This is a genomic window from uncultured Agrococcus sp. (assembly GCF_945915485.1).
GTDB lineage: Bacteria > Actinomycetota > Actinomycetes > Actinomycetales > Microbacteriaceae > Agrococcus.
Window position 1 is genome coordinate 1 of the sequence record NZ_CAMEFJ010000069.1, and the last position, 13,653, is coordinate 13,653.

7 protein-coding genes are annotated in these 13,653 nt (G+C 66.3%); all 7 read right to left on the reverse strand.

Annotated elements, in window-relative coordinates:
- The coding region (locus tag Q0O95_RS10545; protein ID WP_293698214.1) for an FtsK/SpoIIIE domain-containing protein at window positions 1-1,226 on the reverse strand (1,226 nt) is incomplete at its 3' end.
- Between the two features lie 38 nt (window positions 1,227-1,264).
- A complete protein-coding gene (locus tag Q0O95_RS10550) occupies window positions 1,265-3,484 on the reverse strand; it encodes a transglutaminase-like domain-containing protein (protein WP_293698218.1) in 2,220 nt (739 codons plus the stop codon).
- Window positions 3,481-4,659: a DUF58 domain-containing protein gene (locus Q0O95_RS10555; RefSeq protein ID WP_293698221.1), complete on the reverse strand. Its 1,179-nt coding sequence runs from the start codon at window positions 4,657-4,659 to the stop codon at window positions 3,481-3,483. The genes Q0O95_RS10550 and Q0O95_RS10555 overlap by 4 nt, the downstream gene beginning before the upstream one ends.
- Window positions 4,660-4,661: 2 nt before the next feature.
- Window positions 4,662-5,615 carry a MoxR family ATPase gene (locus tag Q0O95_RS10560; RefSeq protein ID WP_293698223.1) on the reverse strand — a complete coding sequence of 318 codons (954 nt, stop codon included), beginning with the start codon at window positions 5,613-5,615 and terminating at the stop codon, window positions 4,662-4,664.
- A 26-nt stretch (window positions 5,616-5,641) separates the two neighbouring features.
- Window positions 5,642-11,341 (reverse strand): Ig-like domain-containing protein, encoded by a 5,700-nt coding sequence (locus Q0O95_RS10565; RefSeq protein ID WP_293698226.1) that lies wholly within the window; start codon window positions 11,339-11,341, stop codon window positions 5,642-5,644.
- Window positions 11,338-12,702: a serine/threonine-protein kinase gene (locus Q0O95_RS10570; protein ID WP_293698229.1), complete on the reverse strand. Its 1,365-nt coding sequence runs from the start codon at window positions 12,700-12,702 to the stop codon at window positions 11,338-11,340. The genes Q0O95_RS10565 and Q0O95_RS10570 overlap by 4 nt, the downstream gene beginning before the upstream one ends.
- Before the next feature lie 71 nt (window positions 12,703-12,773).
- Window positions 12,774-13,598, reverse strand: coding sequence for a protein phosphatase 2C domain-containing protein (locus tag Q0O95_RS10575; protein WP_293698232.1), 825 nt, complete (start codon window positions 13,596-13,598; stop codon window positions 12,774-12,776).
- Between the last annotated feature and the right edge of the window lie 55 nt (window positions 13,599-13,653).

Consider the following 13,653-nt stretch of genomic DNA (forward strand, 5'->3'; position numbering starts at 1 on the left):
TCGGTCATGAGCCCGACACAGTGCCGCAGCCCCTGCAACTCGCCGAACGAGGCTCCTCCTTTGAAATCGACGAGCAACACATTGAGCTCCCCGCTCGTGTAGCCGGCGGCAAGTGACGTCACCCAGGACACCAGCAGCTCGCTCTTGCCGCTGCCCGTGGTTCCCCCGACCACGGCGTGCGGACCGTCTGCCACGAGGTCGACCGTGACGGGCTCCGTTGCGACCAGGAAGGTCGCGGCAAGCCCTTCCCCGCTGCTCTGCTGAAGGGCATCCAGTGCGACGCTTTCCGGGATGGTTCCCGCCGTCACGAATCCGCTTGCGGACGCGGATTCTCGGAGTCTGCGCAGGTGGGCTTCCGCCTCGTGCTGCGCGATCGTGCGCGGCACGGCCGAGACGCCGTCAACATCGATTTCTTCAGCGGAAGCGAGGATGCGCAGCCCGCATTCGCGCGGCAGGTCGTTGGGCTCTGGGGCAACCGCGATCGTGCAGTCACCGCGTTCCGACAGCACGCGAACAATGCAGATCCGATCGTCTCGATCCGTGAAACGCACGTTGTGCGGTGTCTCGCGCATCCACTGCCACCGTTCGCCGCCCTCGACGATCACGGTTCCCTGCTCTGGCGAAACCGCATCGAGCACCTGCGCGATTGCCGTTCTCGCGAGCCCGTGCGCGACCAGCTCCGGCCCGTAGAAGCCCAGCCCGCGATGTGCGTCGACGCAGACCGGCCCCGTTCCGACGGCAGCGAGGGGTGCGAGTTCGTCGTAGAGCTCTCGCACGACGCCGCGTGGCTCGGGCGGCTCGTCGAGAGTGAGCCCCGTTGCGCAGTGACCATTGCCCAGCACGACCGGCAGTTCACCATCTCGCCACCGCCAGCGATCCGGATGCCTCGCATCGCGCCGGCCGAGTTCGCGAGCGTCCGGCCTACGCACACGCTGTGCATCCATGGCGCGGCTCGTCTGCTGCCGGATTCTGACGCGAAGCAATTCCGCATCCTCCTCGAACCTCGCGGTTTCCCGTTTGCGGAGTTTCCTCGCTCCTATTCGCCTGTCGATCATGCTCGCAACCGCGATCACCGGGCCCAGGACGGCGAACAGGAGCACGTAGGGCGTTTGCATGAAGGCGAAGAGCACGAGCGCGCCGACAACGGGGGCAAGGGATGCGAACAGCGGAAACGATGCGGGGCCCGGCTGCTGCGGTGGCTGAGGGAGTGCGAGACGCGAGGTCATGCGCCAACTTCACCAGAATCGCGGGCGCAGGGGCACAATCACCTCACGCTGCTGTGGACAGTTTCCGGCTGTTGAGCGCGCTTGGCGAGTTCGACTTCAGCCGCTCGGCTCGGTCTGCCGGTGAGGGAACGCAGGGAGAGCCGATGCTGCATCCGCTGCCACCACGTTCTCGCGCCGTCGTGATCCGCGACGAGGGCATCCCGCTGCTGCCAGATGCTGCGGGCGGTCTCATCGTCAGGTTGTTCACGCGAGAACACCGCCCTGTCGACCGCGAGCGCAAACGACTCCACGCGGGTATCGCCATCCGCATACTCGAGCCGGGTCTGCTCCCCCATCGCAGCGGCCCCCCTGTCGATCATGGCATCCGCGAATTCTGCCCACGCCCCCAAGGCTCTTTCGCGCGTACCGCCGCCGAACTGTCGTGAGCGCCGTCGCATGAATTTCATGAGCAGGATGATGAGGAAGGGCAGCACCAGCAATGCCAACAGCGCGAGAGCCCGGAGGGTCCAGATGAGCCAGACGGGATCGGCCGCGACGGTGTCGTCGGTCAAGGGCCCGGGCTGCGCGCCCGACTGCTGTGAGTCGGGTTGGCCGCCCTCCGGTAATGCGGGTGGAACGGGGGGCTGGGGTTGCGTCGAGGGCAAGCCCGCGGAATCCTGCGTCTCGGGAGGGGCGGTGTTCTCAGGAACGACCTCGATCGGCACCCAGCCGTGATCGGTCGAGATCTCGACCCACGCGGTTGCGTCCCTGCCGTAGATGTCGACGGTGCCCTCTTCGCTGGGTTTGAACCCTACGGCGACGCGGGACGGGAAACCGAGTTCGCGCGCCATGAGCGCCGCGGCTGCAGCGAACTGTTCCTGGTCGCCGACCAGGAACTCGGCGCTGAAGAGCGCGTCGAGGCGGGAACTCGAATGCCCGGCACGGGATGGCGGCTCGTCGTCTTCCACGCCGTGGCTGAGATAGCCCTCCTCTTCGAGGGCGGCGATCAGCAGTTGCAGCGACGCTCCCGGCTCTTGATCGATCGTGGAGCGCGCAGCGATCCAGTCGAGTGCGGAAAGCGGGAGCTGGTTGCCGCGCTCGACTGCACCGGCGGGTTCCAGTTCGCTGATGTCCGGTATCTCCTCGGGAGAGGCGACGGTGACCGAATATCCGTCACCGTCCCGCAACCCGGCCAACGCAACGGTCGTGGCACCCTCGTCGGCCATCATGAGCGACTGCGACAGGTCGGATGATCTCGGACCGACGAACGCGACCGCCTCGGGCTCGCCGATCGACGGCAGCCAGACACCTTCGTACCCCTGGATGGTGAACCCGAGCTGACGGTCCGCGTCCTCCCCCGTCGCGCGACCGCTCGTTCGGATGAGTCGGCCGGTATCCGCCGCGAACACCTCCCCCGTGTACACGGAGAGCGATGCGAGCGAAATGAGATCGCCTTCCTGCACGCCGGTGACGGTCATGAGCACCCGATCGCGAGTCGGGTCCTGGAAATTGCTCCGGAACTCTGCGAGCGGGCTCGCCGCCTGCAGCGACTCACGCGGGATGGGCGGATGCTCACGCAAGACGACCCGATCGCCCAGCGGTGCGACAGTTGCCGCTCCGACACCTACGGACACGGCAAGCAGCGTCGCAAGTGCTCCATACACGAGCCGCACCGGCAGGGAGGAGACGGTGCGGTCGGCGCGGCGCCGCCTGCGAGCCTGTCGCAGCGAAGCGACCGAGGCGACGACGGCGATCGCGAAACCGATAGTCAACGGCAGAGGAGCGGACACGGGAGGGCCCCACAGCAACGCCCAGAACAGCACGGCGACGGGCATGAGCATCGCCAGCTCGCCCCGTTGCGTGCGCAGGATCAGCCCGACGCCGAGCACGGTGCTGACGAGCACGAGCAGGATCGGCGCCATCAGCAACCCGTCGTCCGTGCCGACCGGTAGGTCGATCGTCGTGATCCGACGCCACGATGTCCAGATCGCGGTGTAGACGTTGCCGACGGTTTCCAGCAGTGTTCCCGAGCCGCGTGCCGTGTTGGGAGCTGCGAGTGGAACCGCGAGCACCAACAGCGCCCCGACGGTGAGCGCTACCTGCGTCAAGACGCTCCAGCGCCGCAAGTAGGCTCCTCCTGCCAGCAACGCGCCCGCGATCATGGTCACACCCGTTGCCACCCAGAACTGCGGCGTCGCGTAGATGCTGTAGCCCATCGCTACCGCTGCCGCGAGCGCTATGCAGTAGAAGGAGGCCGCTGCCAGGCGCCCAGACATCATGCCCGCACCCCCGAGGAGATATTGCGTGCGAGATCCTCGAGCACCCCGATCGTCAGTGCGGGAACCGTGCCGAGCTTCGAAATACCGGGGCTCGCGCCCTCGTCGACTCGTATGATGACCGGCTCGACGTCGACGGGCACTCGGGCGATGGCCTCCCGCAGCGTTCGTGGCGGCGTTTCGGCTCCCACGACCAACCATGCGAGCGCCGGCTCGTGCGAGCGTGAAAGGCTCGTAATGATCTGCTTCAACCCTGACTGCCCGTGACGCTGGATCTCGGTCAGCTCATCCAAAAGCCAGTCACGGCCCCTGGTGTCCAGCTCCCTCGCGAACTTCGATCCGCCCATCGGCCCGGAAAGCACGCGAATCGAGCGGCGTTCGACCATCGTAGCGATGCCGATCGTGGCCACGACCGAGAGCGCGAGTTCGAAGTTCTCGGGTCCGATCTCCTCCTGAGACGTCGTGAGGCAGACGAGTGTGTCGCTTCTTCGCGACGGCTCGAACTGCCGCACGAGCAGGCTGCCGTGCTTGGCGCTCGTGCGCCAGTGCACGAGTCTGCGATCGTCGCCCGGCTGGTACTCGCGTAGCGAATGGAACGCGACATCGTCTGCTGTGAGGTCCTGCGACGGTTCTCCTTCGAGATCCTTCACGAGCCCGGATGACGCAGCGGGCACGCGCACGGTACGGGGATGCACCATGAGGGTCTGTCCGACGCTGAGCACCGTGAGCCGCTCGAGAATGCCGAGCGGGTCGGTGTGCGCTATCCGTACCGGGCCGACTTCGAGCTTGCCGCGGCGCGATGTGTCGATCGGCAGCCGAATCTCGTTGCTCTGACCTCGCGCAAGGCGGGGCAGAGCGACCTCGATCGTCTGCTTGCCGATCTCGACTTCGACGGCGTGCGGCATCGAGAGCCGACCGCTCCTTCGTGCGACCAGAACCGCGAAGGCGGGAGAACCCACCGCAACGCGCGGGCTCGACAGCTGCAGCTCGATCCGGACGCCCCTGCCCCGCAGTATCCATGGCACCGCCGTGAACAGCAGAATCAGGGCACCGACGCTCAGGACGATGAGCTCGTTCCAGGACAGCACGAAGCCGAGCGCGCCCAGCAGCACGACAACGGCCGCGAGCGCCCACCCCCAGCCGGTGACGACTCGCAGTGCTTTGCGGAACGTTCGCACGACTAGTGCCGATCCCGCGGCGGTTTCGACTCGAGCACGATCTGCTGGATAACGGACTCGGGGCTCGCGCCGTCGAATTCCGCTTCGGGCGCGAGGATGAGCCGGTGCGCAAGCGACGGCGATGCCAATGCTTTCACATCATCGGGCGTGACGTAGTCGCGTCCGTTCAATGCGGCGTATGCCCTGGAAGAGCGCAGGAATGCCATCGCGCCGCGCACGCTCACGCCGAGGCGCACCTCTTCGGCCCTCCTCGTCGCCTCTGTCAGCCGGACCACGTAATCGATGACGGCAGGCGCTGCGTGAACCTCGTCGACGACTTCGCGTAGCGACAGGATCTCGGCGCTCGTCGTGACGGGCTCGAGCTCCGAGGCATCCAGCAGGTCCTCTTTCGACAGGATGTCGACGAGCGTCGCGTGGTCCGGGTAGCCGATCGAGGTTTTGAGGCTGAAGCGATCGAGCTGCGCCTCCGGCAGCTGGTAGGTGCCCGCCTGCTCTATGGGGTTCTGGGTTGCGATCACGAGGAACGGCTCGGGTGCCGGGTGCGAGACACCGTCGACCGTGACACGGCGCTCCTGCATGACCTCCAGCAGCGCGGACTGCGTCTTCGGGCTCGCTCTGTTGATCTCATCCGCCAGCACGACGTTCGCGATGACGGGGCCGGGGTGAAACTCGAACTCGCCCGTCGACTGGTTCCAGATGCTGACACCCGTGATATCGCCGGGGAGCAGGTCGGGAGTGAACTGGATGCGCTGCACGCTGCCGTCGATCGAGGCCGCGAGCGACTTCGCAAGCGACGTCTTCCCGGTCCCCGGGTTATCCTCCAGCAGGATGTGTCCGCCCGCGAACAGGCCCGTGAGGGTGAGCCGAACAGCGTGTTCCTTGCCGACCAGCACTTGGCCGATATTGTCGGCGAGCGCAGTCGCCACCTCTTCCAGGCGCTCGAATTTCTCAGTCATGCGGTTCCTCTCTCATCACCGTGCGCTCAGGCACTGCAGTTACCGGCGCTGTTCGGTGTTTGGTCGGTGTACGTTGCGCCCTGATACTCGACCGTGGTCGTGACGCGAGCGTCGGTTGCTCCGAAGGGAACCGTCTCGTCCTCCGGCAGCCGCTCCCATTCACCGTCGACTTGCACTTCGACGAGCCCCGTCGTGGTCGCGCCGACCGAGTTCTGCGGCAGGCGCGTCTCGAGTTGCTCGCCCCAGCTGCAGCCGTTCGCGAATTGCCCATCGAGCGAGAACGGCACGACGTCTCCGTTGTCGGAGGCTGCGCCGCACAGGAGCATCCCGGCCAACTGCGCGCACTGCCGGACCTCCACGCTCAGGCTGGAGCCGTATCCCAGGCTTTCCACATTCAAGAAGGTTCCCGGCCGCACGTCGACCCAGGGGGTTTCGTTCGAACCGTTCGTCAGCCTCGCCTGAATGCGATGGTTGTTCGGCGTCACGGGGACGGACTCCACCTGCGGGTCGGCCGCGTCGTCGCGAGCCTCGACGGTGACCGGGACTTCACCGGATACCTCTTCCGGTGCCCCCGTGAGCGTCTCCGAGAACGACATGGAGCAGAACCAGCCGTTGTCGGCGACGACGACGATGACGCTGTCCTGACCGTCGGGGATCTCGACCTCGGCGCTCCTGCCCGTCTGCCCTTCGCCCGTGGAACGACAGCGGTGCGAGTCTTCCTGCCCGGCCTCTATCACTTGGACGCGATATCTGACCCGCTCGCCGCCGCCGGGCGTCACCGAACCCCACCGGACGACCATCTCCGGCTCTCCGGGCTCGTAGTCTTCCGTGTCGATCGCTGTCGTGCCGGGGCGTCCGACCGCGGTCATCGGGTGCACGTCGGAGAAACGCCACATGTCGTCGCTGACGCCGGCGCTGTTGGTTGCCGCGATCTCCACGTCGTAGGTCCTCCCGCCCGTGAGGCCGGGTACGTTGAGGGATTGGGTGTTCGCCCCGACTTCTCGTTCGAAGTTCGCGCCCTGACCGCTCACCCGCACAATGTAACCGTTGACGGGCGTCCCTCCCCGCGGCACAGTTGCGGCATCCCAGGTGAGGCGCATCGTTCCCGGCGTCGACGTCGGTGTTCCCTCGATGCTCGACGCATTGACAGGGTTCGGCAGCGCATCGATGTGCATAGGGGCGCTCTGCTGACTCGGCTCGCTGCTGCCGAGCGCGTTCGCCGCAACAGCGGTGAAGCGGTAGTCGACGCCACGTTCGAGCCCACGCACGGTGCAGTCGCCCTCGAGCGAGCACGCGTATTCGTCGCCGAACTGGTCGCGCAGCACAAGCGATGTGAGCGCGCTGTTGTTGTCGTCCGGCGGGCTCACCGACACGAAGAGCGTATCGACTTCGAAACGCTCCGTGACCTGCTGCGGCGTGCCGGGGCGATCGGGAACATCCTGTATGTTCACCCGGATCGTTCCCCACACCGCCCTGTCGAGATCTCTCGTACCATCGAGCACCCGGTAGCGCACCTGCACCGTCTCGACGGGGGCCTGTCCGCTCGCACTGACCACGACCGAGCGACCGTCACCGCTCAATTGCGCGTCGACACCCTGCTGCGAGGGCGCCTCGACAAGGTCGATGAGCAACGGCTCCGGAAACGGGTTCGTCGCTTCGTCGTTCGTCAGCGGGGAGAGCGACTGGCTCTCGCCCCTCTGCAGGTCGACGGAGTCGGTCACGGGTTGCACGAGCGGCATCGTCGATGTGACGATCGCGAAGTTGAGTGTTCCCGGTTGCCCCTCGTTGTCGCCGCTGCTGACACCGAGGGTCGCGGATTCCGTTGAGCCCGGCTGCGCTCTCGTATCGACGCTCATCGTCAGTTGACCGCCCTCTTGCGTCAGCTGCACCCCGTTGCCGGGCTCTTCCAGCACGGCGTATTCCAAGCGGTCGGGACGCGCGGCGGGATCGAGCGTGATCCGCGTCAGATCGATCGTGCGGGTCTCTCCCGGTTCGAGCGTGAACGTGGTGCCCAGCAGGGTCGGGGGAACGTCCTCCCCACCGATCACGGTAATGGGCAGGACCACGTAACCGACCCTGCCATCGGGGTCCTGCGGAGAGTTTCCGTCGGTCACCTCCAGCGAAATATTCGCGGGCCCGAAGTATCCCGTCGTGGGTGTGAACTCGATGATCTGCGAATCCCGGACGACGTGTTCACCGTTGGTCGAGCGAATCCTCGACGCGTCCGTTATCAGCACCGGCAGGCCCGTCGCGGCAACGATGTACTCGTTGATATCGATTTCGACGCTCTCACCGCTCGCGACCTCGATGGGGTCGACGTCGTCACGCAACTGAGGGAGAGCATCCCGTGTCCCCGGCATGCGGATCAGGCCGTACGCCACATCGCCCGTGTCGGTTCGCGTGACGCGGTACGCGAGCTCGCGCGCGGTTTCCTGCACGGGAACATCGAGCGAACCGTCGCCGCGCACCTGCACGTCGTCGCCACCTCCCGCAACTTCGACTTCGAGGAGGTCGTTGCGGCCGTCGGCCACGCTCGCGACCTCGAGCGGGCGCACCGTCACGCTGTCGTCGTCGATCACGCTCCTCAGCGGCACGTCGATATCACCGGCGACGGGGGCGGGAGGCACCGCCTCCTCATCGACCGTGATGTTGAGCCACGCGACCGACGTCATGCCCAGGGAGTTCTCCACGGTGTAAAAGACCGCGATCTCGCCCTCCGTCGCCCCCGCCTCGACGACGATGCGGTCGTCCTGCACCTCCGCGGTGCCGTCGCCGCGCATGACGTCGATGTTCGAAATCGACAACGGCAGGTTCGCCGAATCGACATCGTTCGCGAGGACATCGACGGCGAGCGTCGTCGACGGTTGCATCTCGGCAGCGTCGTGTTCTGCGCGAGGCTGCGCGTCGGTGTCGTTCCTGTCTGCCACGGCGATCGTGAGAACGCCCTCCGACTGTTCCCCCTTGTCATCCGAAATCAGGTAGCTGATCCGATCGGTTCCACTCGAAAGATCACCGGCCGTGTACCTGAACGTCGTGGCGTCCAGCCGTGACAGCGTGCCGAGCGTTGGTGTGCTCGACGGCCCCAGCAGTTGGACGGGGTCACCGTTCGGGTCGCTGCCGGCGAGCGGCACCGTGATGTCGACCGTTTGCCCCTCCATGACTCGTGCGTCCAGGCGCGGAGCCTCCGGGCCCTGGTTCGTGTCGCCGCCCGTCGTGCCAACCGTGACGATGACGCTCGCCGTTGCTCGCTGTCCGTCCGGCCCCTCGACCTCGTAGACGCCCTCGTACGTCCCCGGTTGCTCGGGCGCCAGGAAGATGATGGAGTCGCCACGGGTGAACATGACGCCCGCGGTCGGCTCGCTCACGAGATCGGGCAGCAGTTCCAGCGGCCCCATATCGGGATGCTCGTCGTTCGCGAGCGGCGACACCGCCACCGACTGCCCGGGAGCCGCGCGCACCGAATCGTTGCGAGCGATGGGCGCCTGCGCAGAGGTCTCGCCTTCGCTCACGACAATCGTCCCTTCGGCAGAGGACGTGCCGTTCGACAGCGTGTAGGTGACGGTGGCGGGCGATGCCAGCGGCGCTGTCAGCTCGATATGGACGACACCGAGATCGACGAGCGTGGCCCGCAGCGCCGGTGAGTCGGAGCCAACCGAGGTGACGACGAGCGAGCCGCCGGCGAGGTCCGCGGTCGACGATGCGATGTCGAGCTCCGTCGAACCGAGCGGCGGCAGCGAGAGCCCGCTCGGGACCGGTTGCGGAGGCGTGGATGCCGTCTCGGGAGGCCCCGTCACGACGCGGATGACGCCCTGCTGCGTCGCGGAGCCGTCCGTGACGACATAGGGGAAGGTGACGTCCCCTTCCTCGGTCGGCGTGACCCGGACAGTCCCCGACTCGTACGAGACGTCGTGCTCGAGCTCCTGCGGTGGCTCGACGTTATGCAGCCGGAGCTGCCCTTCACCTCCGCGAGCGCTGAGCAACGGTTCGATCTCGATCGACTGACCGGCGACGGCAGAGACCGTCACGGGCTCCGCGGTCAATACCGGGCTCGCCGTCGTGCTGACGGAGACGGTGCCCTCCGTGACGGCCGTGCCGTCCGAGACCGTGACACCGTAGTGGCGAACGCCTCCTGCGCCGCCATCGTGCAGCTCGAGCCTGCCGTCGGGTCGTGCCGTCGCGCTGTCGGGCTCTTCCGCTGCGACCGAAACGAGCGTGAGCGGGTCGCCGTCGGGGTCCACCCAGTCGGCAAGGGCGTCGACGGAGACGGAACTGCCGGACTGCGCAACGAGCGTGGTCTCCACGATCTGCTCGGGCGCGCCGTTCTCGTCGTCTTCGCTCAGCGAGACTTCGACAGCGGCGGTGTCTTGGCCCCCGCGACCGTCGGAGAGCGTGTACTCCAGATCGATCGTGTCGTTCTCTTCCTCGCCGACTTCGAGCCGAATCGATTGCCCGTCTGCCGTGACGGATGCCCCGTCGTGGCCCAGCACCTCGCTGATGATGAGCGGGTCGTTATTGGGGTCGGAGTCGTTTCTGGTGACGGGCAGCACGGTCACGCGACCCGGTCTGGCACCGAACTCGTCGTCCTGAGCCACCGGTGGCCGCTGTGCCGTCTCAGAGTCGGTCTCGGGCACAAAGTCCTGTTGGCCGTCGCCGTCGGGCAACTGCTCGTCGACGGGTTCGAGCCAGTCGTCGATGATCTCTCCCGATCCGTGGAGCGACCACGTCGAGCCGCTCGCGGCGTCCGTCGCGACGACGGCGGTTCCCCTGGCCTGCAGTTGCAGCGATGCGTCGGCCGGCACTTCCTGCAGGTTCACGAGTCCGTCCTGCGCGCATTCGTTCCACGCGGCTCCCGAACTCCAGACCGCGTAGACGCACCCTTCCCTCACGAGCGGGGATGACGCAGACCCCGTCATCCCTGCGACGAGCACCTCTTCCGCTGTCGCGCCGACCGTGAGCCGAATGACGGCGTCCTGCGTCGCGATGACGAGCGCACCGCTCCCGCCGCCCGGCTGTTGCAAGCGCACCCCCTCGAAATCGAGCTGCCGGTTCCAGGAACTCGTCGAGACGGTGTTGCTCGTCGCGTCGTAGAGCACCCACGTATCGCCGAGCGCAGTGAGCTGAAGTTCCGGATCGGTCGGGGAGATCGTCGCGCGGTGCGACTCCGTCGACTCCCCCCGTTCGAAGTCATACTCGACGACGCGAGCGAGCCCGGGCGATGCGACGAACAGCTTGGTCTCGCCCAGAACCGCGACGGACCCGCGCCCCAGTTCCAGAACCGGGTCGCTGAGAGGCTCTCCCGCGAGGATCGCATCGAATGTCGTAACGATGATGTCGCCCGTCGTCGGGTCTGTGACCAGGACCCGCTCATCGCGAATCTGCAGCTCCGCATTCGGCGGAATAGGAACAGCGGGAGCCAGCTCCCCCGTTGCGGGGTCGACGCCGCGAACCGTGCCGTTCGTGGAATCTGCAACGAGCACCGCTTCCTCGTTCTGCACGATCCGGATCGTTCCGCTCGTCACCCGCGTGATGTCCTGCAGCTGTTCGACCCGCGTGTTCGCGGCTGCCAGTTGCCCGGATCCGCCGTTGGCGACCCAGACGGTGCCGGGATCGAGCGTGGGACGTAACGACTGGTAACCGGGAATCGCCACGGCCGCGATCACGACAGCGAGGGCCAGCCCGAAACCCACGACCGCACCGATGATCCGCTTGGTAGGGCGCGTCTTCATTGCGCCTCCCCGCATGCCTCTGCCGACTCACCGGTTGCGCCATCGCGGTTGACGAGAACCGTCACGCAGAGGCGGTCACCGGGGTCGCCGTTCATGACGTACTCGGTTCCGCGCTGAATGACGGCGTCCCCGCCCGACGTTCGGATCAGGAACGAATCGCTGTCGACGAGCCCCGGATCCGTCCATTCGAAGACGACGCCCCCCTGCGTCGGCTGCGCCCGCACCTCGTCGACCGTCGGGATGGCCGCGGCCACCTGCGAGAGCCAGAGCGCGAAGACGGTAAGTCCGGCCAGCGTCGCGAAGCTCAGGCTTGCTGCGAGCATGCCCCAGAACACTCGACGTCGCTTGCGGACGTGGGTTCTGGCCGGCCGGGAAGAGGAGGAGACGTCGAGCTGCGAACGAACGATGGGAGAAGCCGCAGACCGACGGGAACGACGCTTCCGCAACGGCAATGCGGTTGCCCCGTCGCTTTCGGAAGCGAGCGACGGCACCCAGGTGTCCGTGAGTTCGGCGATGGGCGTCGACGCATAGCCCAACTGGCGCTGCACCTCCTGCAGGCGCAGCAGCATCTGGTCCATGGACTCGAACCGCGACTCCGGACGATGCCGCAGCGCCCTATCGATCGTGTCCGCGAGCTCGGAGGGAACCGATTTCGGCAGTCGCTGCAGAACTCCGGAGCGTATGCGCTCGCTGAGATCCTCCGGCTTGTTGGTGCCGTGTTCGAGTTCCGCAGGTGACCGACCGGCAAGCAGCGAAAACAGTGTCGCCCCGAACGAGAAGATGTCTGCCGCGACGCTTCCGTTGGACTCCTCGTCGAGCACTTCCGGTGCCGTCCAGGGAACGGATACTCCTGTCAACGGTGCATCATCGTGATCGTGCCCGGAAGCGATACCGAAGTCGCTGAGCACGGGCACCCCGTAGGCGCTGCTCATGATGTTGCCCGGCTTGATGTCACGATGCAGCATGCCGGTCTTGTGGACGGCGACGAGAGCCGACGCGATCTGGATGGCGATATCGAGCACCTCGGCCGGCGAGTACGCTTCGTCGCGATACCGCTGCCCTATGTCGGTCGAGCACAACTCCATCACGAGGTAGGGGCGACCGTCATCCGAGACGCTCGCGGAGTACACCGTGACGATATTGGGGTGCGCCGAGAGCCGCCCCATGACGTCGACTTCATTGCGGAAGAGCCTGCGTTCGCGGTCGGAGACGAGATCGGCGAGCACGACCTTCACAGCAACGTGTCGTTTGGGGAGTGCTTGCTCGTAGAGGAAGACGTCAGCGAAGCCGCCGCGGCCGAGGATGTGCAGAAGCTCGAAGCCAGGCAGGTCAGGGGGCTGCGATGGCAGTCGCTGCGCCATGAATCCCCCTCTCGCTCCGCGAAAGCCACTATCCTGCCAGGATACCGGCCGACCCTATGGCAGCGCCGAGATCACACGGTTGCGCGAGGGACCGTGCGATCGATGTCGTCGATCGTCGGTGCGCGCACGACGTCGAGCACGATGACCGAGACGTTATCGCGTCCGCCGGCGTCGAGTGCGGCGTTGATCAACGTGTCGACAGCGCGGGCAGGTTCTTCGTTCTCGCTCAGGATCTCCTCGATGTCATCGTCGGAGACCTCCTTCGTGAGGCCGTCGGAGCACGAGACAATGCGCAGGTTCGGCATGATCGGTACGAGGAAGTAGTCGGGCACGGGCTCCGCTCCGAACCCGACAGCGCGCGTCACGACGTTCGACTCGGGATGCGATTCGGCATCCTCTTCCGCCAGCAGCCCCGCATTCACGAGCTCCTGGACGACCGAGTGGTCGACCGTGATCCGGGTCAGGCGTTCACCCAGCAGCGCGTAGGTTCGCGAGTCACCGACATTGAAAATGGCGAAGAACGGTTCGTCCTCGTGAGCGGCGAACGCGCATCCCGTCACGGTCGTGCCCGTCCCGTTGTCACCGGGTTCCGCGGATTCGGCTATCGCCTCCGTCGCACCTCTCAACGCGTCTACGACGTCGACCGGTTCGACGCGTTCAAGCTTCTGGAGTTCGTCGAGTGCCGTGACCACCGCCTTCGACGCGAGATCACCGTGCGAGTGACCCCCCATGCCGTCGGCAACGGCGAACACGGGAGGACGCATGATCAACGAGTCCTCGTTGTGCGCACGCCTCAAGCCGGTGTCTGTCGCTCCGGCCCACCGCACCGTGAATGTCTGGCCTCCCGGGCCGACACCCTGGTGTTCGCCTACGCTCGATCCGATCAATGTCACCATAGAAGTTTCTCACGGTTCCGACCGAACTTGATAACCAGAGACCGGCGAGCTAGCT

Coding starts and splice junctions, on each gene's coding strand:
- Q0O95_RS10550 (WP_293698218.1), bottom strand. CDS start 3,484: ATGATGTCTGGGCGCCTGGCAGCGGCCTCCTTCTACTGCATAGCGCTC.
- Q0O95_RS10560 (WP_293698223.1), bottom strand. CDS start 5,615: ATGACTGAGAAATTCGAGCGCCTGGAAGAGGTGGCGACTGCGCTCGCC.
- Q0O95_RS10565 (WP_293698226.1), bottom strand. CDS start 11,341: ATGAAGACGCGCCCTACCAAGCGGATCATCGGTGCGGTCGTGGGTTTC.
- Q0O95_RS10570 (WP_293698229.1), bottom strand. CDS start 12,702: ATGGCGCAGCGACTGCCATCGCAGCCCCCTGACCTGCCTGGCTTCGAG.
- Q0O95_RS10575 (WP_293698232.1), bottom strand. CDS start 13,598: ATGGTGACATTGATCGGATCGAGCGTAGGCGAACACCAGGGTGTCGGC.